Origin of the sequence: Emticicia sp. BO119, assembly GCF_013912375.1 — a bacterium.
In the GTDB taxonomy this organism is placed as follows: domain Bacteria; phylum Bacteroidota; class Bacteroidia; order Cytophagales; family Spirosomataceae; genus Emticicia.
The window spans coordinates 265,912-290,664 of record NZ_JACETV010000004.1 but is presented as its reverse complement, the minus strand read 5'-3'; the positions used below and the strand labels follow the sequence as shown (position 1 = coordinate 290,664).

Genomic DNA, 24,753 nt, shown 5'->3' with positions numbered 1-24,753 from the left:
ATCAAAAAGCGGGTATATAGTACACCTGCCAACCTAAACAATAATCTGAAAAGGCAATATGGCAGATTTGCTGAAAATAAACGAGTTCAGAGACAATGTCGTTAAGCTCATCGAAGCAAAGTTTGAATTAACAAAGCTTGGGTTTCAGGAAAAAATTGAAGGAATCGCTGTAAAGGCCATTTATACGCTACTTCTGTTTATTCTCTCTATTACCGTTATTATCTTCCTTAGTATTCTCGTAGCCGTTGGCCTCAATATCTGGTTAAAAAGTGCCTGGTTAGGTTATCTCATTATCTTTCTCATTTATGCAGGTATTCTGGCAACTTTCATCTTTGCCAAAGACAAAGTTCAAAACACAATCAAAGAAAAAGTCCAGGAGATGATTGATGAGAATCAGGGACAAGACCTCCCTGAATAAATATCATTCCTCTATACGGGTTTGAATTTTACAAATAACAGTTTGAAACTCGCAAGACTCATCTTATAAGCCTCCTATACCTTTGTGTCATCAAATTAATACATAAAACAAGATGACAACAACAAGTAAACTCGCTTTAGTTACCGGAGGTAGCAGAGGTTTAGGAAAAAACATGGCATTGAAAATTGCCGAAAAGGGAATCGACGTAATTCTTACTTATCATACTCAAAGAGAAGAAGCTCAAGCCGTAGTAGCTGAAATCGAAAAAGCAGGACAAAAAGCGGTAGCATTACAACTGAATGCAGGAGATATTAAAAGTTTTGGTAACTTCTTTGAGCAACTAAATACTGTTCTGAAAGATCATTTCAATACTACTCATTTTGATTTTCTGATTAATAATGCCGGAATCGGCCGTCATACTGCCTTTGCAGAAACTACGGAAGAAGAATTTGACCTACTTTTAAATATCCATTATAAAGGCGTATTCTTCCTGACTCAAAAATCATTACCAATCCTGAATGATGGTGGACGAATCATTAATATTTCTTCAGGTTTGGCTCGTTTTTCTACACCGGGTTATTCAGCTTATGGTTCTATGAAAGGAGCCATTGAAACATTAACCAAGTATTTAGCGAAAGAATTAGGTTCACGAGGGATTGCGGCCAATGTAGTAGCTCCAGGAGCTATTGAAACCGACTTTGGCGGTGGTGTTGTACGAGATAATGCACAAGTAAACCAAATGGTGGCGGGTATAACAGCCTTAGGTCGTGTAGGTTTACCTGATGATATCGGTGGTGTAGTCGCTTTCTTATGTACAGAAGAAGCCAGATGGATAAACGCCCAGAGAATCGAGGTCTCAGGGGGAATGAATATCTGAATTTCAGACAAATAGTGTTAATCACCAAGTTACATAGAGTGAGTTTCGCATGATTAGTAATCAACCGTGCGACTCTATGTAACTTGGTGATTAAAAGAATAATATCCTAAAACCAAAAAAGTTATCCGCAAAACAGATAACTTTTAAAACCTTCCTCTTTTTATCAGAGTCCCACTTGACTCGAAAAATTCTTTATTCACGGTTCAGCACTGAACCATTTTCATAACTAATGTTATTTTGTATAGTAATGTATTAATAAGCATATACCTGTAATTTTTCTTTTAGTTCTTTCCTTGCAATATGTATTCTATTCTTCACGGTTCCAATCGGCACTTTTAGTTTTTGTGCAATTTCGTGGTATTTAAACCCACTAAAGTGCATCATAAAAGGTTGTTTATAGCTTTCATCTAAAGTCTCAACAGCATGATTAATATCTTCGAGAGCAAAAGTAGAGTACGCATTATTTTCGACACTGCTATCTGTACTGTTAATAAAATGTAAGTTATCAGTGGTATCAATAAAAGTATTTTTCCTCAGCAATCTCTGATAATTCGTAATAAAGGTATTCTTCATGATGGTATAAAGCCATGCTTTTAAATTGGTACCATCAGTATATTTATCGCGGTTCATAAATGCTTTTACAAGCGTATCCTGCAATAAATCATTGGCGTCTTCTAAGTCTTTTGTTAATCTGAATGCAAAAGGCTTTAGAGACTTCGAGGTCTTTGAAATTGCGTAGTTAAATTCAAGAGTTGTCATGGCTTGTTTATTTTTAGCGTTATAATAGTTAAACAAAACTAAATAATAAGTTTTTATAAAACCAAAGTTTTTTAAACTTTTTTATTGAAAAATCGTCAAAATTTATCTAACGTATTAATTTCAACGATTTTCTTGTTCATTTTTTTTGGCCAAATATTAAACAAACCAGCAATTGTAGAAACATTTCCTCAATACTGTTTCTACTTTTCTACATATACGAGAAATAATTGAATCTGGTTGTCGAAAAATGGAAAAAAACTGATTTTCTTTCCTACCCTATCTCATAAACGTTTGCTTTTTTTTCGATGATTGAACAAAAAGACTTAATTTACGCCTCAGATATCAACCTCCTTCATACAATTATGTTAAAACTCGGTTTTGTAAGTGCTATTCTGGCCGATTTCGGCTTTGAACACGTCGTAGATTTTGCTTCTAAAAATGGTTTTTCTTGTATCGAAATGATGTGTTGGCCTAAAGATAATGGCGATGCTCGCCGTTATGCAGGAGTAACACATATCAATGTCGATAATTTGGACGATAAACATATTAAGTATATAAAAGACTATACCCACGAAAGAAGCATTACTATTTCTGGATTAGGCTATTACCCAAATCCGCTCGACCCCGACATCAAAAAGTCTGAATTTTATATTGAGCATATCAAGAAAGTAATCAGGGCCTGTAATAAATTGGGTGTTCCGGTCATGAATACGTTTATCGGCCGTGACCCTCAGAAAAATATGAAGGATAATCTCGAAATTTTCAAGAAACTCTGGAAGCCTATCATCGAAACAGCAGAGCAGGAAGGCATCAAGATAGGCATCGAAAACTGTCCGATGTTTTTTACAAATGATGAATGGCCGGGTGGAAAAAACTTGGCAATCTCTCCTGCGGTATGGGACATAATGTTTGAAACTTTCCCAACCCCTCTTTTTGGCTTAAACTATGACCCATCACATATGATTTTCCAGATGATGGACGAGATAAAGCCAATTTATCAATACAAAAACCGCCTGCATCATATTCATATTAAAGATGTAAAGGTATATAGGGATAAACTTGATCGAGTTGGTATTATGGCAAATCCTTTAGAATATCATTCTCCTAAATTGCCAGGATTAGGAGATGTAAACTGGCGTGGATTTTTTGCAGCTTTAACAGACGTAAGATACAGAGGCCCGGTTGTGATTGAGGTAGAGGATAAAGCCTATGAAGGTAGCATTGATGATGTTACAGCTGCTATTCTTACAGCTCGTAATTACATTAAGCAATTTCTTTGTTAAATTAAATCAACATTCCATAGATACTCATAGCGAGGCTTAACCCCTCGCTATTTTATTGTTCTGTTCTTAAATGTGCTCAATTACGGCTTTGAGTAGAGATTTATTTAAAAATTATCTTATTATTTCTTAAAAAATTATCATTTTTGAACAAAATCTGTTCATACAGTCAACATATTCAATTTTAACCCTAAAAACTACTATGGCTTCTATTTCCGGGAACAAACAGAGCTTCCAGACTAACGCTACTCAAAACAACTACCTCGTTCCATTTATTTTAGTTACCAGTCTTTTCTTTTTATGGGGCTTTGCTATCAGTATGCTCGATGTACTGAACAAGCACTTTCAGGAAACCCTTAATCTTACTATTTCACAATCTACATGGGTACAGGTGGTTACTTATGGTGCTTATTTCTTAATTGCGCTTCCGGCAGGTATTTTCATGAGAAAATGGGGATATAAGAAAGGAATCTTAGCAGGCTTATTATTGTATTCGGGAGGAGCATTTCTGGTATATCCGGCTACTGAAGCACAATCATGGACATTCTTCCTGGTTTCATTATTCATATTAGCTTGTGGGCTTGCGTTTCTTGAAACAGCAGCCAACCCTTATGCAACAGTGTTGGGTCCACAAGAGTCCTCTGAAAGACGTCTGAATCTCGCCCAATCTTTCAATGGTTTAGGTGTGATTATAGGGCCATTGGTAGGACGAATGTTGGTGTTCAGCGAACATAAACAATCGGTGGAAGAAGGTTTCAAATCTGTTCAGCTACCCTATCTGATCGTAGGGGGAATAATATTATTAATAGCCTTTTTATTTCTGAGAACTCCAATGCCCGAAATTCAGGAGGCAAGTTCGCATGAAGAGGATAGAGGCACAGATAACGCCTCATTTGGAGAATCGTTAAGTGCTCTCTTTAAACATAAGCATTTTGCTTTAGGTGCATTCGCTCAGTTTTTAAATGTAGGTGTGCAGGGCTGTGTATGGGGTTTATTCATCAACTTCGTGATGGAGGCCATCAGCGTTACTAAATTAGATGCTGCCAGCTTACTTTCAGTGGGTATGTTAGTGTTTATGATTGGTCGTTTTGTAGGTACTTTTCTGATGCGATTTGTTAAGCCCAATATATTGTTAGGTTTGTATTCAACAGGTATCGTATTGGCATTATTGGTTGCATCACAGGTAAAAGGTCAACCGGCTGTTTATGCTTTAATGGCATTCTTCTTTTTTCAAAGTATTACATTTCCTACGATTTTCTCTTTAGGTGTAAAAGACCTGGGGAAATATACAAAACTGGGCTCTTCATTTATAATTATGGGTATTGTGGGTGGTGCAGCATTCCCACCAATTATGGGAGCTATTGCAGATAGCACCTCAATGGCCACATCAATGCTGTTACCAGTTGCCATGTTTGCCTATATTGCCTGGTATGGTTTCTCAGGCTCAAAAGTCAGTAAATAATGTTACAAAATAATACTTGACAGAACTCAACCTCATTCCCTGGATCCCTCTGCCTATTGTTGGTGAGAGGGACTTCAGCCCTCTTCCACATTGTTAGGGAAGGGATAAAGACGGCGTTCAAATCCTACTATTCAATCCTATGAAATACATTGCATCTATCGACCAGGGTACTACCAGTACCCGTTGTATTATCTTCGACCGCAAAGGAAATATCGTTTCTGTCGGACAAAAAGAACATGAGCAGATATATCCTAAACCGGGCTGGGTTGAGCATAATCCGGAAGAAATATGGAAAAATACACTCGAAGTAATTGCTAAAGCCCGTATAGAAAAAAGTATCAAAACAGAAGATATTGCTGCTTGTGGTATTACTAACCAACGTGAAACAACCGTTGTCTGGAACAAACGCACAGGCAAAGCCTACTATAATGCTGTTGTATGGCAGGATACCCGTGTAGATGATACCGTAAAGGCCTTAACAAAAAGCCACGGTTCACAGTTTTTTCAGGATCGCACAGGGTTACCTTTGGCTACTTATTTCAGCGGATTGAAAATTAAATGGATTTTAGATAATGTACCAGGTGTAAGAGAAGACGCTGAAAAGGGCAATGCTATTTTCGGTAATATGGATACATTTCTCATCTGGCATCTGACAGGTGGTATTAACGGAGGTTTACATATTACCGATGTAACCAATGCCAGCCGTACGCAGTTAATGAATCTGAAAACGGTAGCATGGGATGCTGAATTAGCTGAAATCATGAATATCCCATTACAAATGCTTCCTAAAATAGAACCAAGCTCAAAGGTATATGGAAATATTACTTCAGAAGTATTATCAGGTATCCCATTAGCCGGAGATTTAGGAGACCAACAAGCAGCGTTAGTAGGGCAAACCTGCTACCAACCAGGAGAAGCCAAAAACACCTATGGAACCGGCTGTTTTATGTTGATGAATACAGGAACAGAATTAGTACCCTCTAAACATGGCTTACTCTCAACAGTAGCATACCAGTTTGACGGGCAACCAGTACATTATGCCTTGGAGGGCTCGGTAGCTATTGCTGGAGCATTGGTTCAATGGCTACGTGATAACTTAGGCATGATTCAGAAAAGTACAGATATTGAAAAATTAGCCAAAAGTGTAGAGGATAACGGCGGGGCTTATGTGGTTCCTGCTTTTTCAGGGCTTTATGCACCTTACTGGAAATCATCGGCAAGGGGAGTTATTGCCGGATTAACCCGCTATGTCAATAAAGGACATATTGCCCGTGCTGTATTAGAAGCAACAACCTACCAGACCAAAGATGTACTGGAAGCGATGGAAAGTGATTCGGGCATTGAAATCAGTTCTTTAAGGGTAGATGGGGGCATGGTAGTGAACGAATTGCTGATGCAGTTTCAGTCTGATATGTTGAACGTACCTGTTATCAGACCTACCATGATTGAAACCACCGCTTTAGGTGCTGCCTATGCTGCGGGGCTGGCAGTTGGCTATTGGACAAGTTTTGACGATTTGCTGCAAAACTGGGGTATAGATAAACGCTGGAAACCAAAAATGAAAGCCAGACAACGAAATATCCTCTATAAAGGTTGGAAAAAAGCTGTGAAGCGTTCGTTTGACTGGGAGAAGTAATTATGAATGTATGCGATAAACAAAAGGCTCAGTTTACTGGACAGCCCTCCAAAATTAGTGTCTAACTTTTAGGGCTGTGCATAACATAGAGCCTTTTTACTTTTACACTGCAAACAAAATCTCCTCTTGCATGGCTCTGTCATATTTCTCTTTATCAAATCTATATAGGAAAGGAGCTTTAAATGCCCCTCCAGTTCGCTTTTCTGGGAGTTTCTCTAAAATATCGTAGCTCAGCATAAGCTTCTGGAAATTCCGGCGGTCCAATTGTTTACCCAGAATAGTCTCATATAAACGTTGCAATTCTGGCATAGTAAATTTCTCAGGTAATAAATTATAACCTATTGGTTGGTAGCTTAATTGTCGTCTTAGTGCTTTTAATGCCACCTCAATCATTTCATTGTGGTCAAAAAGTAATTTGGGTACTGCCGATATTTCACACCACATACACTCATCTGTGTACCAGTCTGGCGTTGCAACTACTTGTTCAAATTCTACCAGAGCCATATATCCTAATGATACATTACGTTTTATGTATTTTTCATCATAGAAATCCGAACCAAATGCCCACTCCAGTTTTTTGACTAAAGCTTCTACATCCATATTTTTATATCTGTCATTACTTCCGAAAGTATAAAACTGTTGCAGAAAGATTTCTTTCAATCCCGTTCTCTCTTGCAGAATACGCACCGCCGCCTCATTAACAGATTCTTCTAAATAAATTCTTCCACCGGGTAAACTCCACCCATCTATTCCTTTCCATTTCAATAATAAAACTTTTAATTCTCCGGCATGAAAACCAAAAATCACGCAGTCGATAGAAACTTCTTTCAAGGTACTTTCAAGGTATATTCTTAATCCTGGATCCATCATTGGTTGTGTTAGAAAATCAAAATTAAAAAAATCTTTGTGTTTCTTGTACACAATGAAAAAAAATATAATATTGTGTAGTTTTTACGCATTGGCCTATTTATTCACCTAAAAATAATCTTTCCTTATCTGTTTTAAATTCTATTCCTTTATTATTCAATTCAAGCGTAGTATTTAAGGCTCCGAAGGCTTCAAATATTCTATTAAAAACTCTTATTTAATCTATGAAAACATTATTCAATAGCATTCTGACAGGTCTTCTGCCTTTATCTCTATTGGCGCAAGTACCAGAAGAAAATCGCTTTCAGAAAGTGGTTCTGACCGAAAATCTGAATGAACCCCTTGAACTGGCTGTTCTGCCTGATGAAAGAGTAATATTCATTGAGCGTCATGGCTTAGTGAAGATGTATAGCCCTGTGACGAAGAAAACGACAGTTATCGCATCAATTCCGGTAAGTACCAAGTATAATTTTGCAGATGGTGGTCAGCCCGAAGCTGAAGATGGTTTGTTGGGGCTGAATATAGACCCCGATTTTGCTAAAAATCATTGGGTATATCTTTACTATTCTCCTGCCGGAAGTGAGCCTAAAAATATTCTGACACGCTATGAACTGAAAGGTAATACTTTAGACCTCAATAGTAAAAAGGTTATTCTCGAGATTCCTACCCAAAGAGACCAATGCTGCCATACCGGTGGCTCTATTGATTGGGATAGTGCAGGCAATCTGTATTTATCAACTGGCGATAATACAAGCCCGAGAGCGTCAGACGGTTATGCACCAATTGATGAGCGTCCGGGTAGAAGTCCTTATGACGCTCAGAAATCATCTTCTAATACTAATGATTTAAGAGGAAAGATTATTCGTATTCACCCGGAGGTTGACGGCACTTATACTATACCTGAAGGAAATCTTTTTCCAAAAGGAACACCTAAGACCCGCCCGGAAATCTATACGATGGGGCACCGTAACCCTTATCGCATTGCCGTTGATAAAAAGAATGGCTTCTTATATTGGGGTGATGTCGGCCCCGATGCAGGAAAAGATTCAACAGGTTTAGGGCCAGCCGCAGAAGACGAGTTCGGACAGGCACGAAAAGCCGGCAATTTTGGCTGGCCATATTTTGTCGGTGATAACAAAGCTTACTGGGATTTTGATTTTGCTACAATGAAATCCGGAGAAAAATTCAATCCTGAAAAACCAGTTAACAATTCGCCCAATAATACCGGGCTTCAAGAATTACCTCCTGCTCAAAAAGCCTTTATCTGGTATCCTGCCGGCGAATCCAGGAAGTTTCCATTATTAGGCTCAGGCGGGCGTAGTGCCATGGCTGGCCCTGTATATCATAAAGAGTTTTTCCAGAATGCCAAACGGGCATATCCCGACTATTATAATAACAAATTGTTTATTTACGAATGGATGCGAGACTGGATTATTGCTGTAACGATGAACGAACAGGGTGATTATGTAAAAATGGAGCGTTTTTTACCTAATCTAAAACTGGAGCATCCGATTGATATGGCTTTTGGCCCGAATGGTGATTTGTATATGATTGAGTACGGTCAGGGCTGGTTTCTGGCAAATCCAGAATCAAAAATTATCAGAATCGAATACAATGGTGGCAATCGCAAACCAATGGTAGTTGCTAAAGCTGACAAACAAGCCGGAGCACTGCCCTTAACCGTTCAACTGTCGTCAGAAGGCACTATAGATTATGATAAAGATGAATTAAAATATGAGTGGAAAATAAGCTCTCTGGCAGGTGGTGCTCCGACAATATTCACAGAAGCTAATCCCAGCTTTACATTTAAAAAATTAGGCACTTATAGAGCAGTTCTGACAGTCATTGATGCGCAGGGCCTAAAAGATTCAAAAGAATTGATTATAAAAGCCGGAAACGAGCCTCCGCAAGTTTCTCTTGAACAGACGCAAGGCAACAAAACATTCTTCTTTCCGAATAAAGAAATTGGTTACGAAGTAAAAGTATCAGACAAAGAAGACGGTAGTCTGGCAGATAAACGTATTCCTGCTTCAAAAGTAAAAATTACGGCTACCTACCAGGATTCGGAAGATGCTCTACAAACGCAGGGACATCAGACAGCGCCAGTTACTTTTACCGCAGGTAAAAACCTGATTGATAAGAGTGATTGCAAAGCCTGCCATTTTCCTGATAAGAAATCGGTGGGGCCTGCTTTTGTTGAAGTTGCCAGAAAATATAAATCTAATAACAATGCAGTTGCCATATTATCTGATAAAATAATTAAAGGTGGTGCGGGTGTATGGGGCGATGTGGCCATGTCGGCGCACCCGAATATTGGTTTGCCAGAGGCAAATCAGATGATTCAATACATTCTGAGTCTGGCAGACAAGAAAATCCCACCTGTGTTATTACCCCCTAAAGGCAATGTAACGGCCAAAATACCTGATGGCGGAGACCCAAATAAGGGCGTTTATAAACTATTAGCTACCTATACCGATAAAGGAGCGAATGGTTTACCTGTACAAACAGCCGAGCAATTAATTGTTTTGAAAAATCCAACCCTATTGTTGGGCAATGCCGAAGAAACTTCAAAAAATATTATGAAGTTTAAAATGGGAGAAACAAATCTGCTGATTGTGATGGGGACTAATACGTATGCGGCTTTGAAGAACATCGACCTTACAGACGTAAAAACATTGAGCTTCGTTGTGGCTGCACCCAAGCAACAACTGAACTCACAAGGCGGTATTATAGAAGTACATACTGGTTCAGTCGATGGCCCACTATTAGGTAAAACAGACTTTGTTGAACCAAACGACGACCCTAATGCCTTTTCAGGCACTAAACCGCCTAAGCCTTATAAAGTTAGCATCCCGGCAACTAATAGCTTTCAGGATTTATACTTTGTTTTTAAAAACGATAAATCTAAAGGTGCTTTGTTTGTACCATTTTCGGTAACTTTTGAACCATAATCTTTCACTCTATAATATCAAATTTATGAACAATCGTCGTGAATTTCTTAGCCAATTAGGTCTTGCTACAGCAAGTCTTGGCTTATCATCTTTACTACCCGAATCTGTTTTTGCGGCGGAAACCGCCAAAAAGTTTACTTTCGAAATATCTCTTGCCGAATTTTCTTTTGCTTCTGAACTATTCTCAGGCAAAATGAAAAATATGGACTTCCCGGCGAGAGCAAAAAATGAATTTGGTGTTTCAGTTTTAGAGTACGTATCCGGCTTTTTCAATAATAAACATACCGACCAGGCTTATTTGAAAGAATTGAAACAACGCTGCGACGACTTAGGCATGAAAAACCACTTAATTATGGTAGATGGTGCGAACATTGCTGCCCTGGATGCCGAAAAACGTCAGAAAGCAGTAGAGGCGCATTACCCTTGGGTAGATGCTGCTAAATATTTAGGCTGTTCAACTATCCGTGTCAATTTAGGTGATGCAATGGCTGCTATGTCGGGTAAAGGTGAAGAGGGGTCTATGGAAGAAGTAGGCAAGGCAGCGGCAGACGGCTACGAAAAGGTATGTGAATATGCAGCCAAAGCAGGTTTGAATGTGATTGTAGAAAACCACTTTGGATACTCAACAGATCCTGATTGGCTGGTAGGTGTGATGAAGAATGTAAAATCTAAAAACAAAGGCTTCTTACCTGATTTTGGCAATTTCTGTGCTGAAAGAAGCAAACCAGCATCTTCTTCCTTGAAAGACCTTATGGCCACCAAATGTGTAAAAGAGCACGATAAATATGAAGGAACAAAAAAAATGATGCCTTATGCAAGGGGTATCAGTGCCAAGACCCATAAATTTGATGCCAATGGTAATGATATTGATACTGATTTCATCAAAATGTTTAAAATCATTAAAGCATCTGGCTGGACTGGTGGATATGTAGGTATAGAATACGAAGGAGGTTTAATGAGAGATATGGGTGGAGACACCAGTTATTTATCAAATGCTGATGGTATTATAGCTACCAAAAAACTATTGGAAAAAGTACAGAAAGAATTAGCGTAATTTTTAAATTTCAGTAGCTATTACAGCCATCATCTTTCAAACAGGTGATGGCTGTAATTTTAAAGTGTATCTTGAAATGGTTTATCAATTTTTGCTGTTTCAAAGTAGAAGTACCCATAAAAGGCAATTTATCAGATTATGGAACGTTTTTTGCAAATACATCTTCATTATTCATACCAAACACAAGCCTGTTTTCGATGAAAAAAATACTTTTATCTACTATTTTTCTTTTAAGTTTTTGTCTCGCTTTTTCTCAGGGTATTAAATGGGAGCCTACCATACAAGGAGCTTTTGCCAAAGCTAAGGCGCAAAACAAACCTGTTTTTGTAGAGTGTTTTCACCCAAACTGTCCTATCTGTATGGGGCTTGAGCCTACTTTAAAAAATGCAGAGGTTGGAAAATTCTATAATCAGAATTTTATCAATTATAAACTTAATTTAAGCGACGCCAAACAGGTAAAGTTTCTAACCGAGAAGAAAATCTATCTACCAGGATTCCCTTTATTTTTATATTTCGACAAGAATCAGAATATTCTTCATCATACTGATCCTATTAATACGCCAAAAGATTTTGTAAATCATGGCAAATCGGCTCTTGATCCTAACATTCAGTCAGGTTCAGCATGGAAAAGGTATCAGGCAGGTAGCCGTGATGTTGGCATGTTGTCTAATTTAGCTTACTTGCTCCGTATCACCCAAGACACAACTCGTAATATTAAGGTGGCCAATGATCTGTATATGGCCTATCCAAAAGACAAATTGAGCTCTCAGGAAAGCTGGGAAATAGCCAAAAAATGCCTGATGGATGTGGATAACGGCTTTGCAGAATTCTGGCTGAGGAATCTGCCTACTGCCAAAAAATACGAAGATGCAAAAGGCCATGCAGGCAACGAAACCAATGCCATGGGTATGTTGGTTCAAATGGCTATTTATAGTCCTAAGGCAAGCAAGTATTCGTTAGCCAAAGTAAATAAGCTAAAACAATACATGAATCTGATTGGAGCAGGGCAATATGTAACAAGCAATACCTGGCAGATTGAATCACAAGCATTGATTCGTGAGCAAGGACAGGACAAAGCCATGTCTTTTATTCAGAATATGGTGAGTCAGACGGCACAACCACAGATGCTGGTCTATTATGTGACTTTCTATAATGTCAATTTCCCTGACGGAAAACTGGCTTCACAAGTCCGTAATTGGATAAACACAGCATTACCTCAATTAAAAACACCCCTTGATATAGCTAATGCAAGATATGAGTCGGCACGTTTGTATAAAAAAGCCGGAGATACTGCCAAAGCAAAACAAGAATTAGCCTTAGCCAAAACAAGCCTGACGGGCGCAAAAGCTAAAGCAACCGATGCTAATAGTAAAAAAGTGGCTGAGAATCTTGGCAATAGTATTAATCAATTAGGTACGCAGTTGAATTGATTATTATAGAAACTGAAAAGCCGCAAAACTGATCAGTTTTGCGGCTTTTCTTTATTTAAAAACCAATTAGTTTTTCTTTGCTGCCGGGGTAGTGGCTGGTGCAGTTGTTGTAGCAGCAGCTTTAGCCGGAGGTGTTACTCCTAATTTTTTGAATACAAGGTCAGAGATATTATCAGCATCTGGGGCTACTAACAAAATAGGTGTAGTACCAGGGCCAGCATCAGTATTGAAAACATAAATATAGCCGTTTTCTTTAGCTACATCTTTGATAGTTTTGTCAATTTTGTCTAACACTGGAGCTAACAATTGTTGTTGTTTTTGTTGTAATGCGCCTTCAGAATTTTGTTGGAACTCCTGAATAGCATTGTTTTGGTTTTGTAATTCTTTTTCGCGGTCAGCTTTGATTACCGGAGACATTGTAGCTGCATTTTTTTGATAATCTTCATATTTTTTCTGAAAATCGGCAACTTTGTCCTGCAACAATTTATCATATTGTGCTTTTTCGGTTTTCAATTTGGTCTCTATATCTTTAGCGTCTGGTAGATTATTGAGAATGTAGTCAACATTGGTATAGCCAATTTTTTGTTGGGCATTCGCAGTAATACCGACAAACATTATAGCCGCAATCAAAGAGGCAAAAAGCTTTGTTTTCATTTTGTTACTAATTTTTTGGTTTGGTTACTTGGTTATTTTGAGTTTTATCTTCCTTTAACGAAATTCCTAATGACTCCATCACATAATCGGTATAATCATGGCGTGGGTCGGTATAAATCATGCTCATATCTGACGCTTTATCAAAAATAAACATTAATTGTTTCTGGCGGGCAACTTTTGAACAGGCTTTATAGATATCGTCCATGATCGGCTTCATTATTTCCTTTTTTTTGGCAAATAGCAACCCGTTCATACCAAAAACTTTATTGTTAAGTTCTTTTACTTCTTTCTCTTTATCTTCTAATGCTTTCAGTCTTTCACGCTTCATATCCGCAGTTAATAAAATCTCCTCCTGTTGATATTGCTGACGCATTTTTTCTAATTCTGCGTATCTGGTCTGTATATCCTGCACCCACTTTTCTGAGTACTTTTCCATGTCATCCTGGGCTTTTTTATACTCCGGCATTTTACTGGTAATAAACTCAGAATCAATGTACCCAAACTTTTGTGCAAAAGACTGTACAGAAAAGAGTGTCAAAAATAGCAAAATTATTGTCTTCTTCATTCAAAAATAATTACGAATGGATAATATTAGCTAATAATTTATTCTTTGGTCAAATAGTAACGTCTTTTCAGATACTTAATTGCCTTATTAACGCCAGTAATGCCCGGCTTGTATCTTATTAACAGAAATTAACAAACTTATCTGATTTGTTGACCTATACTAAAGGTAAACGATTTCAGTCCACGATTCGGAATTCCAGGAATAGGGTCGAAGCCCTGCCCGAAGTCAAGCCCTAATAAACCGAATGCAGGCATGAAAATTCTGGCACCTACCCCTGCCGTACGGCGGAGTTTGAAAGGATTGATATCTTTGTAGCTACCCCAGCTATTACCTGCCTCCGCAAATACCTGCAAAAAGATAGTTGCCTGTGGGTTTAATGATACCGGGTACCGGATTTCGGCAGTGTATTTACTATAAGCCAATCCACCCAAACGGCTCAGAGTAATTTCACCTTTTCTTAGTCTTTCAGCTTCATCCATTGATAACTCATGCACTACACCTTCGTCATATCCACGCAAACCAATTAGCTCGGCACCTACGTTCATGGCATTTTGCATACCTAACCCGGCACCTCCTAAGATGAAACGACCAAACGGGCTATAGGCTGAGCTAGCACTGTATTTGCCCAGGAACCCTAAGTTAGCCTTAGCATGTAATACAAACTTGCCTACCAATGGTGCATACCAGTCTCCGTCAAACATCCATTTATGGCCTTCAATCCATTTGAATCTATCTGTTGCCGGCCCACCTCTCAATACCGAATACGGAGGGTTAAATGTGGCCGTCAAATTGAACTGAGAACCTGAACGGGTAAATTGTGGATTATCTAAAGCATATCTTGAAATCGAGGCAATTAACGAAAGGTCGTTAGCCACTCCTTTCTGAAAACCCGGAATAAAATAACTGTTATCTACATTATATCTTTGATAAGATAATGATGTATTAAAACTAAAGTTTCTATCAGGCCAGTTTAAGCGTTTTCCGTACGTAATTGAGGCACCTGTATTTTTAAAGTATCCGTTATAAATGCTACTTGTGCCTCCATATAGTGCAAGCAATGCCGGATTATTGCCATATTGTCTTTCGAGAGCTCTCTGATAAGCTCTGTTGTCAGAAGAGGTATGGAAAATACTAACAGTAAATGAATTGGGTTTTTTACCTCCCAGCCAGGGCTCTGTAAATGAAATGGAATAGGTCTGATAGAATCTACCACTGGCTTGCAGGCGTAATGCTAATTTCTGACCATCTCCTGCCGGAAGCGGACGCCACTTAGACCAGTTAGTAATATTTTTGGCCGAGAAATTGTTGAAGACAACCCCGAATGTCCCTACAAAACCCTGTAAACCACCCCAACCACCTGAAAGCTCAATATTATCACTTGGCTTTTCTTCAACATTATATTCAATATCTACAGTACCATCGGCTTGTGGAATCGGTTTCGGTTCAATTTTCTGAGGGTCAAAATAGTTCATTCTGGCCAATATCTGTTGCGACTCTATCAGGTCTGTTTTGCTGAATTTCTGACCCGGACGGGTTAAAATCTCACGCATTACCACGTGGTCGCTGGTTTTGGTGTTTCCATTCAGAATAATACGGTTAATGGTGGCCTGTTTTCCCTCAATAATACGCATTTCAATATCAATAGAATCTCCCTCAACCGATACTTCTACCGGAGTACAGCTAAAGAACAGGTAGCCATCATCCATATAAGCCGAACTCACATCCCCCTGCGGAATACCATTGATTCTCTTATTTAATTCTTCAGGGTTATAAATATCTCCTTTTTCAATTGCTAATATTCTCTGTAAGTCTTCTGTTTTACGCAGGTAGTTGCCTGTCCAGGTAATATTACGATAGTAGAAACGATTACCTTCGTTGATATTTAAAACAATTTTCAGGTTGTTGCCATCAGTAGAGAAAGTAGAATCAGAGGTAATCTGTGCATCACGATAGCCTTTCTTGTTATAATACTCTATAAGTTTCTCCTTATCTTCTTCAAATTTCTTAGGAATGAATTTTGAAGGGGTAAAAATTCTTAACGGAGCTTTGATTTTAGTACTTTTCAGTTTGGCTAAAACTTTCCAGTCAGGCAGTTCTTCTACACCATTCAACTGAATATCGTCAATCTTTACTTTCTTTTTCTTATCAACATACACTATCAAGGCCGCATTATTGGCACGGATTGTATCTATTACCTGTTTGATCTGCACATTGGTATTCAGGAAGCCTTTATCAACATATATTTTCTTTATAGTCAACTGAATGTTTTTAATCAAAGCATCAGTAATTACTTTACCTTTGTTTCCCTTTACTTTATCGCTCACGGTTTCAATCTCTCCTTTACGTAAACCTTTAAAAGTAAATTTATTCAGACGAGGGCGTTCGCGCAGGTTCAAGTCTAACTCTACTTTATCTCCATCTATTTTAGTAATATTAATCGCTACATCTTCAATAATTCCCTGCTCCATCAAGCGACGGATAGCAGTACTGATTCTTTCACCGGGTATAGAGATTTTATCGTTGACGCTCAAACCAGATACAGAAATGAGCGTATTAGGATCAAGAAATCTGATACCACTCACTGTTATTTTTGAGATAGTATATTCCTGCGGTCGTTCGTAAGACACGGTATTGTCTTTGGCCTGATCGCCCTGGCGTCCCACACCGATTCTTAATTGAGCAAATATTCCTGTTGAAGAAAAAAGAAGGGCGATAAAAAGGATACCTTTTTTAATAGTAGTAATGTTTATCCCGAAAGGGTGGTGGTTAAACTGATACTTTTTACTTGTAAAAATCATTATCATATATTTTATACCTTTACAGAAGGTAATTGCTCACTTGTTTTTCCGAAGCGTCTTTCGCGCTGCTGGTACTCATAAATAGCCTCGAACAGGTGTTGCCGACGAAACTCGGGCCAATACAAATCATCCATAAAATACAGTTCGGCATAAGCCAGTTGCCAGAGCAGATAATTACTTATGCGGTGGTCGCCACCGGTGCGAATCATTAAATCTACATCTGGAGCATCTTCTGTTGCTAAATACGAAGAAAATACCTCTTCTGTTATATTTTCAATGGCTAATGCTCCTGATTTTACCTGTTGAGCAATTTTCTTTGTTACCTCCACAATCTCCCATTTACCGCTATAACTCAAGGCCAGGGTCAAGGTAAGACCCTTATTATTTTTTGTTAATTCGATAGAATCCTGTAATGTTTTTCGTGCAGATTTGGGTAGCGATTCTATGTCACCAATAGCTTTAAGCCGGACATTATTTTTATTCAGGTCGGGTACTTCTTCGCCAATTGTTTTAATAAGCAATTGCATGATACCATCCACTTCAAGCTTAGGGCGATTCCAGTTTTCAGTTGAAAAGGTATAGAGTGTAAGGTATTTAACCCCTAATTCCACACAGCCTTCAACGGTCTCTCTTACAGACTTGATACCATGATGATGACCAAATATGCGCATGGCTCCCTGTTTCTTGGCCCAGCGCCCATTACCATCCATAATAACGGCTATATGTTTGGGTAAATTGCTTAAATTAATGTTTTCTTTCACGTAAAAAACAATTATCAATTGATGAATTATTAACCAACAATGATGCTAATTAATAAAAAGGATTGCAAAGTTAGGAAAAAAGAACTTTGTTTGATAAGTTTTTACAGATTTGTAGACTTTTGTTAATATTTTTTAACAAAAAACAGCAGAATCTTTCGCATCAAGACCTGAAACAGATTAATTATCTTCTTGGCGGGCAATGCACTTTGTAGAATAAATAGCTGATTGAGATATTGGTATAGTAATACATATCTTTGGCTCTTGTGCCCGGTACACTGCGTTTGCGATTAAGCAAAACAAAAGGCGTAATAACAGCAGGCAAAGGATCGTTATCATAAGTACCGTCTTTATAATAGCCTAAGCCATCCAGAAAATCATCGTTAATCCATCGTGTACCAAACTCTACTCCCCAGTTCCAGCGGGCATTTAATTCTTTTTTTAAACCAATACCCAGAATCCATGAATTAATACGTGTATTACTACTACCCGATGAAGTGCCGTTAAAAACAAACCCTGTACCCGTATCTATTAAGTTTGTTAAAGAATATTTAGTACTTCTCATAGTAATCGCCCCACCGCCAAATACGTAGGGAGTCCAGTTGTTCACAATACGTGAAGCACTGGTTCTGAAATTCATAAAATTATATTCTATCTGCCCTCCGGCCTCCAAAATACTTGCATTAAAGCTAAAGCCTCTTATTCTATGAAACGGATCGCTCACATCATTGTCATTTCCATGTATTTTACCAATTAAGGCATTTGCTTTCAACGAAAGCGAACGGCTATAATTCATCCGGGCAAATACATTCGCTCCCGGGCCTACCGAAAAGGGTTTAAATGTTGGTAGTACATCTCCTTTATAATTCATTCCACCTACACCTGCGCCTATCTCCCACATCTGGGCTTGCAGCTTTGGTAGTGTTCCAATAAGTAAAATCAGAAAAAGGCCTTTTTTCACAGATAAATTAAGCTTAACTAAGAAATTGATTGAGTGATAGTTTTATTTAATTGGCGGACATTTAATAGTACTACCTATGATATAACTGATTGTTATTTGAGATACAAAATAACTGTCCCATTTCGGAGTCCCTCTGCCTAATCCTGCGGCATATCCTATACCTATATTTTGCTCACCCATTGCACTTGGCGTTATTACTCCAGACTTATTAAGTCCATAAACCGGATTGGTCATAATGTCTTCAAATACTGGTATTCTATCTTTACCTGTTCGGGCAGAATAATCTTCTGCCGTACGGTTAGAATAAATTTTGGCGTCTCCCAATAAAGTAGGATTAGGATATTTGTCTGCACTTACATCATCTAAATAATCAAAGGGGGTTATTCTGAGCCCGCATTCGAAATTGAGATCAAACTTCTCATTGATTTTCATCTTTAGCCCCAAAGCCCCTGGAAATACCACCTGCAACAAAGAATATGATTTCGGAAATGAGGGATCTAAGCCTTGTCCTGCTGTTGTTTGCGTTTTCAAAGGTACCCACCCTTTAGTTACGCTTACTACACCACTCTCAATCGTTACCGGAGCTTTTGCCACCGGATTATGGCCATAGAAGCCAATTCCTAAAACAGCATAAGGCATAAAGTTTCTTCTACCCTGCTGTCCTTTGCCGGTTTGTGGTAAAAGGTTGAATACCCCCGAAAGAGTAAATTCCTTAATATCATTTCTGAAATGTAAATTTCTTAAATAATTCGCATAATATCTGGTTAAATTTCTTTGTGCAAAATTAAAGTCGTCCCCTGCAATTCTGGCATAAGTAAATCCTATTCTGGCACCAACCCGGGGCGAAAGCTGGCGAGTATAATTAAGAGTAGCATTCCAACGAACATTGGTATATAAGCTATAATAAAAAACCCTGTAAGGTGCCAAATCGCCAAAGTAGTGTGAAGAGCCTCCTCCTATGCTCAGATAAGAATATCTATTTATTTTGTTTTTCTTACTGAATATACCATCCTGAGCCAGATTTTCTCCAGCAATCAACAGTACCAGAGAAAAACACAATGCAGTCTTTAATAATGCCCCTTTCAAGTGTTGAAATTTCATATGGAATAGCAATGTTAGTCTGAATTATTTAACGTATGATTAAAAGTTTTATTATTAATTGCGGGCATCTACCCCCCATTTTAGTTTGCTTCTTAGTGTATTTAAAAAATTATTACCATCTATTCGGATCATTCTTGCCTTGAATGCCTCTTTTTTTACAGTAATTGTAGCTTCTTCTTCAGAGGCTATAATCTTGGCTCTTGAGTCCATAGATACCAGATAATTATTACTACGGCTCTCTACTTTCAGCGAAATAACGCTATCGTCTGATACAATCATGGGGCGGACGAAAAGATTGTGCGGACAAATAGGCGTAATAATAAAATTTGCTGAATGAGGCATCACCAAAGGCCCTCCACAACTCAATGAATAGCCTGTTGAGCCAGTCGCAGTTGCTACCATCAGTCCATCAGCCCAATACGTGTTCAAAAACTCTCCGTTGATGTAGGCGTGAACCACAATCATCGAAGATGTATCCGTTTTAGAAATGGCTACTTCATTTAGTGCAAAATTCATGCCCTCTTCAAACAATTCGGTTTCAGAATAAGCAGAAAGCATCGTTCGCTCATCAATATCGTACTGCCCATTCACTAATTGGGCAATGGTTGTTTCGATTTGTTCAGACGAGACTGCGGCAAGGAAGCCTAATCTTCCGAAATTAAATCCAAGAATAGGAATCTCTCTTTTGCCTACATGTGAAAGTGTTTCAAGAAATGTGCCATCTCCACCAAGACTGAAAGCAATATCTGCGTTGAATATTTCCTGAGAGGTGGTATAAACATTTTTGCAGTGCAGCTGAATGCCCGATTGGAGTAAAACACGCTTGAAGGTTTCTGATAGCTGAATTTCGACTTTGTATTTCTGGAGTTCATCAAAAACCTGCTGTACATAATGTACAGACTCCACATTGAATTTTCGGCCGTGAATGGCGATTTTCATTTGGAAAGTTTATTAACGCTATTAATCATAGCAAATGAAGTGCAAAGATGTTAATAATACCTAACATCTGAAATTTTTATACAAAGCTATGATTAATTTCTCTAAACAGGAAAGATTCTTATGAACCCTCCTCCGATGGCTATGGCAGCTATAGTTTCCCTTTTTATAAGTGTTTTATAAATCGAAACCTTCACCTTGCGCGGGTATCAGGATATTGTTGAAGCCTGCCAATGACAAACGGTTTTTAAATGCCAGTTGGCTTGATATTTCTCCATGCACAAGAAACAAGGTTTTTACCTTTGAAGCCTCCTGACATTTCAGATAGGTAATCAGCTCTGAATAATCGGCATGCGCAGAAAACGAATCCATTATTTCTATTCTGGCATTTACCCGATGTACTTCACCAAATATTTTTACGTGTTTGGGTTGTGCTTTCAAAGCGGCTCCTAAACTTTCAGGGGAGCAATATCCTACCAGAAGAATCGTATTGTGCGGATTCTCAACATTATTGGCAATATGATGTTTTACACGCCCTGCCTCTGCCATTCCTGAAGCTGAAATAATAATACAAGGCTCTTTATAAGTATTTAAGGCTTTTGACTGGTTAACATCACTGATATAATGCAGATTATCAAAAGCAAAGGCATCACCATCATGCTTGATGTAAGCTAAAATTTCGGGATTGAAACAGTCTTCATTCTGTTTCATTGCCATAGTAGCTTTTACCGATAGCGGGCTATCTACATATACCTCTATTTTGGGCAGTCTGCCCTCACTTTCTAACTGGTCTAAAGCATAGACTAACTCCTGCGTACGATCAACGGCAAAGGCAGGAATAATCAGTTTTCCACGACGAACAACACAGGTATCGTGTACAATCTTAAGAAGATGGGCTTTCATATCAATCTCCGGCTCATGTAATCGGTCACCATATGTTGATTCACAAATAATATAATCAGCCTGCGGAAAAGCTTCCGGGCTACGGAGTATTTTATCGTTAGGCCGGCCAACATCGCCTGTAAAGAATAAAGTCTTTGTAGCATTCTGCTCTTCGAAAGTTAAATAGATACCCGCGCTCCCCAGAATATGACCACTATCATAGTATTCTGCTTTTACACCTTCTTCTAAATAAAAAGGTGTATGATAATCAATGGTTTTAAACAGGGTAAGGGCGGTTTTTACGTCTTCCTCGCTATACAATAATTCGAGGAGTGGCTCACCACGCTTCTTTCTTCTTTCATTTACTCTTTCCAGATCTTTTTCCTGTATATAGGCCGAGTCATATAACATAATATCACATAAATCTTTGGTAGCGTGGGTTGAGTAGATATCCCCTTTAAACCCTTTTTTTACCAATCTCGGCACCAAGCCCGTGTGGTCTATATGTGCATGGCTTAGTACTAAAATATCTATCTCTTTAGGATCGAAGCCAAATTGCAGGTTCAGGTCAGAGGTATTGATACCTTGAAACAAACCACAATCCAATAAAATTTTTGTTCCTTTCTCGGTGGTAATCAGATGTTTACTTCCGGTTACGCGTTGCGCTGCTCCGTAGAATTGAATTTTCATAAGTCCTTTTCAAATAATATTTTATGAGAAATAAAAACATTTATAAGAAATACAAGTGGCAAATACGCCCATCATTTTGACAAATGTATTTAGAAATATTTTTACTTACAGAATTGACTGCTAATTTTGACGAAATTTTAAGATACAAGCACAAATTTAATCTATTAATTTTTCGTAAAATGTTTCGTCTTGATAATAAAGTAGCCATCGTTACCGGAGGTGCAAGCGGCATAGGTCTTTCAATCTCCAGGCTTTTTGCTAAACAAGGAGCGGCTGTACATATATTTGAATTGAACATTGACCAGGCAGAACGTGAGGCTGACCTCATTAATGCCAACGGTGGTGAGTCATATTTTCATAAAGTAGATGTATCAAAACAGAAAGAAGTAAAAAAAGCTATAGATAAAATAGCCAAAGAAAACACTATTGATATTTTAGTTAATAACGCAGGCATTGCACACATAGGCACTGTTGAAAGTACTACTGAAGAAGATTTTGATAAAGTGTTTAATGTAAATGTAAAAGGCACTTATAATTGCCTTCAAGCTGTTATCCCACATTTCAGAAACAAAGGAGGAGGTGTAATTCTGAACATTGCTTCTATTGCCGCCACCGTTGGGATTCCTGACAGATTTGCTTATTCGATAAGCAAGGGGGCTATTTACACCATGACTTTACAGGTAGCCAAAGATTATCTGAAACATAATATCCGTTGTAATAGTATTTCTCCTGCCCGTGTACATACCCCATTTGTAGATGGATTCCTGAAAAAGACGTATCCGGGCAAGGAAAAAGAAATGTTTGATAAACTTTCAAAAACACAACCGATTGGCCGTATGGCAAAACCGGAAGAAATTGGCGCATTAGCTGTGTATTTATGTTCTGACGAAGCCGGATTTATCACAGGTTGTGATTATCTGATTGATGGAGGGTTTGTAAAGCTCAATAATTAATACCAACATTTGAATGACCTAACGACCACTACTCAATAATTTTTATTGAAAAGTATTCAAATTTTATCTCGATGCAAAAAGTAGATTTTTTAGTGATAGGTTCTGGTATTGCAGGTTTAAGTTTCGCACTTAAAGCAGCAAGCAAGGGAAAAGTATTGGTTCTGACAAAAGTAAATGCCGACGAAACCAATACAAAGTACGCACAAGGTGGTATAGCTGCCGTTTTTGACCCTGAAACCGACTCTTTTGAAAAGCATATCAGCGATACATTGATTGCCGGAGACGGCCTTTGTGACCGCAAGATTGTGGAGATAGTTGTAACCGAAGGCCCTGACCGCATTCAGGAGCTAATAGATTATGGCACCAATTTCGACAAGCACGGTTCAGAGTACGACTTGACACGCGAAGGCGGACACTCAGAAAAGAGAATACTACACTATAAAGACATTACGGGCAAAGAGATTGAACGTGCCCTGCTCGAACAGGTAAGTAAGAATCCAAATATTGAAATTCTGACCCATTATTATGCTGTCGAAATCATTACTCAACACCATTTGGGGATTCAGGTTACGCGTGAAACTAACGATATTACCTGCTTTGGCGTGTATGCGCTTAATGTGCATACCGGTCAGGTTGAAACCATTCTTTCAAAAGTTACCCTGATGGCTACAGGTGGGGCAGGCAATATTTATTCTGCTACAACAAACCCTGTTATCGCTACAGGAGATGGTATCGCAATGGTATATCGGGCAAAAGGCAGAGTAAGAGATATGGAAATGATACAGTTTCACCCGACATCCCTCTATAACCCGGGAGAATATCCGAGTTTCCTGATTACTGAAGCCGTGAGAGGTGAGGGTGGTGTGTTGAAAAACAAAAAGGGCGAGGAGTTTATGCAAAACTACGATCCTCGTGGTTCGTTGGCTCCACGTGATATAGTAGCTCGTTCGATAGATGCAGAAATGAAGAAATCGGGGGAAGATCATGTATATTTAGATATTTCTTTCAAGTCAAAAGAGTTAATCCTGCAACATTTCCCGAATATCTATGAAAAATGTTTGAGCATAGGGCTTGATATTACTAAAGACATGATTCCGGTAGTTCCGGCAGCACATTATCTATGCGGAGGGGTTTTAGTTGATGAATACGGGCATTCAACAATTCATAGGCTATTTGCCTGTGGAGAATGCTCTTCTACCGGCTTACATGGTGCCAATCGTTTAGCATCTAACTCCTTATTGGAAGCAGCGGTTTTCGGGCATCGTATTGCCCACCAGGCTACGGAAGATGTAGACAAAATCAGATTTCAGGAAAATGTACCTGACTGGGACGAATTTGGCACAGAGCAATCGAACGAAGAGATTCTCGTTACCCATAATTTACGTGAAGTTCAGCGCATGATGTCTGACTATGTGGGTATTGTCCGTTCTGATTTCCGTTTAGAGCGCGCTTTGCGCAGATTAAAATTAGTAAAAGATGAAACAGAAGAGTTTTATAAAAAAACCAAGCTTTCAGTAAAGCTTTGCGAATTACGCAACCTGATACAATGCGCTGAATTGGTGATTCGCTGTGCCATGAAACGCAAAGAAAGCCGGGGTCTGCATTATACTACCGACTATCCGTATAAATTAGGTGGTAAACCTGAGAATTCCGTACTTTAATTTTAGTGATTTCGTCAAAAATTGAATACATTTGGTTTCTATTCAACTATAAGCCTAATG

The 24,753-nt window shown here is 38.6% G+C and carries 20 protein-coding genes; 10 read left to right on the top strand and 10 right to left on the bottom strand.

What is annotated here, in order from left to right:
* Positions 1–58: 58 nt before the first annotated feature.
* Positions 59–418, top strand: coding sequence for a phage holin family protein (locus tag H1R81_RS15155; protein ID WP_181841583.1), 360 nt, complete (start codon positions 59–61; stop codon positions 416–418).
* A gap of 112 nt (positions 419–530) precedes the next feature.
* Entirely contained in the window at positions 531–1,295 is a 765-nt protein-coding gene (locus tag H1R81_RS15150; protein WP_181841582.1) for an SDR family NAD(P)-dependent oxidoreductase, read from the top strand.
* A 252-nt stretch (positions 1,296–1,547) separates the two neighbouring features.
* Here the strand turns inward: H1R81_RS15150 and H1R81_RS15145 are convergent, their stop codons facing one another.
* A complete protein-coding gene (locus tag H1R81_RS15145) occupies positions 1,548–2,054 on the bottom strand; it encodes an RNA polymerase sigma factor (RefSeq protein ID WP_181841581.1) in 507 nt (168 codons plus the stop codon).
* A 362-nt stretch (positions 2,055–2,416) separates the two neighbouring features.
* Between H1R81_RS15145 and H1R81_RS15140 the strand changes: the two genes are divergently transcribed.
* The 3 genes from H1R81_RS15140 to glpK all read left to right on the top strand — a co-directional run bounded on the left by H1R81_RS15140 (position 2,417) and on the right by glpK (position 6,432).
* Positions 2,417–3,337, top strand: coding sequence for a sugar phosphate isomerase/epimerase (locus tag H1R81_RS15140; RefSeq protein WP_181841580.1), 921 nt, complete (start codon positions 2,417–2,419; stop codon positions 3,335–3,337).
* A 199-nt stretch (positions 3,338–3,536) separates the two neighbouring features.
* Positions 3,537–4,796, top strand: coding sequence for an L-fucose:H+ symporter permease (fucP, locus tag H1R81_RS15135; protein WP_181841579.1), 1,260 nt, complete (start codon positions 3,537–3,539; stop codon positions 4,794–4,796).
* Positions 4,797–4,935: 139 nt separating this feature from the next.
* Positions 4,936–6,432, top strand: coding sequence for a glycerol kinase GlpK (gene glpK, locus H1R81_RS15130; protein WP_181841578.1), 1,497 nt, complete (start codon positions 4,936–4,938; stop codon positions 6,430–6,432).
* Between the two features lie 102 nt (positions 6,433–6,534).
* Here the strand turns inward: glpK and H1R81_RS15125 are convergent, their stop codons facing one another.
* Positions 6,535–7,302 carry an NrtR DNA-binding winged helix domain-containing protein gene (locus H1R81_RS15125; protein ID WP_310588081.1) on the bottom strand — a complete coding sequence of 256 codons (768 nt, stop codon included), beginning with the start codon at positions 7,300–7,302 and terminating at the stop codon, positions 6,535–6,537.
* A 221-nt stretch (positions 7,303–7,523) separates the two neighbouring features.
* Here H1R81_RS15125 and H1R81_RS15120 point away from each other — a divergent pair, with 221 nt between their 5' ends.
* The 3 genes from H1R81_RS15120 (at position 7,524) to H1R81_RS15110 (ending at position 12,734) form a co-directional block, all read left to right on the top strand.
* A complete protein-coding gene (locus tag H1R81_RS15120; RefSeq protein ID WP_181841577.1) occupies positions 7,524–10,250 on the top strand; it encodes a PQQ-dependent sugar dehydrogenase in 2,727 nt (908 codons plus the stop codon).
* 25 nt (positions 10,251–10,275) lie between these two features.
* Entirely contained in the window at positions 10,276–11,304 is a 1,029-nt protein-coding gene (locus H1R81_RS15115) for a sugar phosphate isomerase/epimerase (RefSeq protein WP_181841576.1), read from the top strand.
* A gap of 197 nt (positions 11,305–11,501) precedes the next feature.
* Complete coding sequence (locus tag H1R81_RS15110) at positions 11,502–12,734, top strand: thioredoxin family protein (protein WP_181841575.1); 1,233 nt, start codon at positions 11,502–11,504, stop codon at positions 12,732–12,734.
* Between the two features lie 66 nt (positions 12,735–12,800).
* On the opposite strand, the gene H1R81_RS15105 is transcribed toward H1R81_RS15110, so the two are convergent.
* From H1R81_RS15105 to H1R81_RS15070, 8 genes are all read right to left on the bottom strand, one after another.
* On the bottom strand, positions 12,801–13,388 hold the full coding sequence (locus H1R81_RS15105; RefSeq protein WP_181841574.1) for an OmpH family outer membrane protein: 588 nt from the start codon (positions 13,386–13,388) through the stop codon (positions 12,801–12,803).
* A gap of 7 nt (positions 13,389–13,395) precedes the next feature.
* Positions 13,396–13,953 (bottom strand): OmpH family outer membrane protein, encoded by a 558-nt coding sequence (locus H1R81_RS15100; RefSeq protein ID WP_181841573.1) that lies wholly within the window; start codon positions 13,951–13,953, stop codon positions 13,396–13,398.
* Between the two features lie 137 nt (positions 13,954–14,090).
* Entirely contained in the window at positions 14,091–16,751 is a 2,661-nt protein-coding gene (bamA, locus tag H1R81_RS15095) for an outer membrane protein assembly factor BamA (protein ID WP_181841572.1), read from the bottom strand.
* A gap of 11 nt (positions 16,752–16,762) precedes the next feature.
* Complete coding sequence (locus tag H1R81_RS15090) at positions 16,763–17,512, bottom strand: isoprenyl transferase (RefSeq protein ID WP_181841571.1); 750 nt, start codon at positions 17,510–17,512, stop codon at positions 16,763–16,765.
* A gap of 181 nt (positions 17,513–17,693) precedes the next feature.
* Positions 17,694–18,470 carry a DUF6089 family protein gene (locus H1R81_RS15085; RefSeq protein ID WP_181841570.1) on the bottom strand — a complete coding sequence of 259 codons (777 nt, stop codon included), beginning with the start codon at positions 18,468–18,470 and terminating at the stop codon, positions 17,694–17,696.
* Positions 18,471–18,512: 42 nt separating this feature from the next.
* The gene (locus H1R81_RS15080; RefSeq protein ID WP_181841569.1) at positions 18,513–19,571 is read right to left on the bottom strand and encodes a DUF6089 family protein; all 1,059 of its coding nucleotides are present in this window, start codon (positions 19,569–19,571) and stop codon (positions 18,513–18,515) included.
* Between the two features lie 54 nt (positions 19,572–19,625).
* Positions 19,626–20,510 carry an NAD kinase gene (locus H1R81_RS15075; protein ID WP_181841568.1) on the bottom strand — a complete coding sequence of 295 codons (885 nt, stop codon included), beginning with the start codon at positions 20,508–20,510 and terminating at the stop codon, positions 19,626–19,628.
* Positions 20,511–20,684: 174 nt separating this feature from the next.
* On the bottom strand, positions 20,685–22,079 hold the full coding sequence (locus H1R81_RS15070) for an MBL fold metallo-hydrolase RNA specificity domain-containing protein (protein WP_181841567.1): 1,395 nt from the start codon (positions 22,077–22,079) through the stop codon (positions 20,685–20,687).
* A 179-nt stretch (positions 22,080–22,258) separates the two neighbouring features.
* Here H1R81_RS15070 and H1R81_RS15065 point away from each other — a divergent pair, with 179 nt between their 5' ends.
* Together H1R81_RS15065 and nadB are read left to right on the top strand one after the other, a co-directional pair.
* A complete protein-coding gene (locus H1R81_RS15065; protein WP_181841566.1) occupies positions 22,259–23,032 on the top strand; it encodes an SDR family NAD(P)-dependent oxidoreductase in 774 nt (257 codons plus the stop codon).
* Positions 23,033–23,103: 71 nt separating this feature from the next.
* A complete protein-coding gene (gene nadB, locus H1R81_RS15060; protein WP_181841565.1) occupies positions 23,104–24,693 on the top strand; it encodes an L-aspartate oxidase in 1,590 nt (529 codons plus the stop codon).
* Positions 24,694–24,753 lie beyond the last annotated feature (60 nt).

Excerpts from the sequence above, each read along its gene's own strand:
- H1R81_RS15155 (WP_181841583.1), top strand. The coding sequence starts at position 59 with ATGGCAGATTTGCTGAAAATAAACGAGTTCAGAGACAATGTCGTTAAG.
- H1R81_RS15150 (WP_181841582.1), top strand. The coding sequence starts at position 531 with ATGACAACAACAAGTAAACTCGCTTTAGTTACCGGAGGTAGCAGAGGT.
- H1R81_RS15145 (WP_181841581.1), bottom strand. The coding sequence starts at position 2,054 with ATGACAACTCTTGAATTTAACTACGCAATTTCAAAGACCTCGAAGTCT.
- H1R81_RS15140 (WP_181841580.1), top strand. The coding sequence starts at position 2,417 with ATGTTAAAACTCGGTTTTGTAAGTGCTATTCTGGCCGATTTCGGCTTT.
- fucP (WP_181841579.1), top strand. The coding sequence starts at position 3,537 with ATGGCTTCTATTTCCGGGAACAAACAGAGCTTCCAGACTAACGCTACT.
- glpK (WP_181841578.1), top strand. The coding sequence starts at position 4,936 with ATGAAATACATTGCATCTATCGACCAGGGTACTACCAGTACCCGTTGT.
- H1R81_RS15125 (WP_310588081.1), bottom strand. The coding sequence starts at position 7,302 with ATGATGGATCCAGGATTAAGAATATACCTTGAAAGTACCTTGAAAGAA.
- H1R81_RS15120 (WP_181841577.1), top strand. The coding sequence starts at position 7,524 with ATGAAAACATTATTCAATAGCATTCTGACAGGTCTTCTGCCTTTATCT.
- H1R81_RS15115 (WP_181841576.1), top strand. The coding sequence starts at position 10,276 with ATGAACAATCGTCGTGAATTTCTTAGCCAATTAGGTCTTGCTACAGCA.
- H1R81_RS15110 (WP_181841575.1), top strand. The coding sequence starts at position 11,502 with ATGAAAAAAATACTTTTATCTACTATTTTTCTTTTAAGTTTTTGTCTC.
- H1R81_RS15105 (WP_181841574.1), bottom strand. The coding sequence starts at position 13,388 with ATGAAAACAAAGCTTTTTGCCTCTTTGATTGCGGCTATAATGTTTGTC.
- H1R81_RS15100 (WP_181841573.1), bottom strand. The coding sequence starts at position 13,953 with ATGAAGAAGACAATAATTTTGCTATTTTTGACACTCTTTTCTGTACAG.
- bamA (WP_181841572.1), bottom strand. The coding sequence starts at position 16,751 with ATGATTTTTACAAGTAAAAAGTATCAGTTTAACCACCACCCTTTCGGG.
- H1R81_RS15080 (WP_181841569.1), bottom strand. The coding sequence starts at position 19,571 with ATGAAATTTCAACACTTGAAAGGGGCATTATTAAAGACTGCATTGTGT.
- H1R81_RS15075 (WP_181841568.1), bottom strand. The coding sequence starts at position 20,510 with ATGAAAATCGCCATTCACGGCCGAAAATTCAATGTGGAGTCTGTACAT.
- H1R81_RS15070 (WP_181841567.1), bottom strand. The coding sequence starts at position 22,079 with ATGAAAATTCAATTCTACGGAGCAGCGCAACGCGTAACCGGAAGTAAA.
- H1R81_RS15065 (WP_181841566.1), top strand. The coding sequence starts at position 22,259 with ATGTTTCGTCTTGATAATAAAGTAGCCATCGTTACCGGAGGTGCAAGC.
- nadB (WP_181841565.1), top strand. The coding sequence starts at position 23,104 with ATGCAAAAAGTAGATTTTTTAGTGATAGGTTCTGGTATTGCAGGTTTA.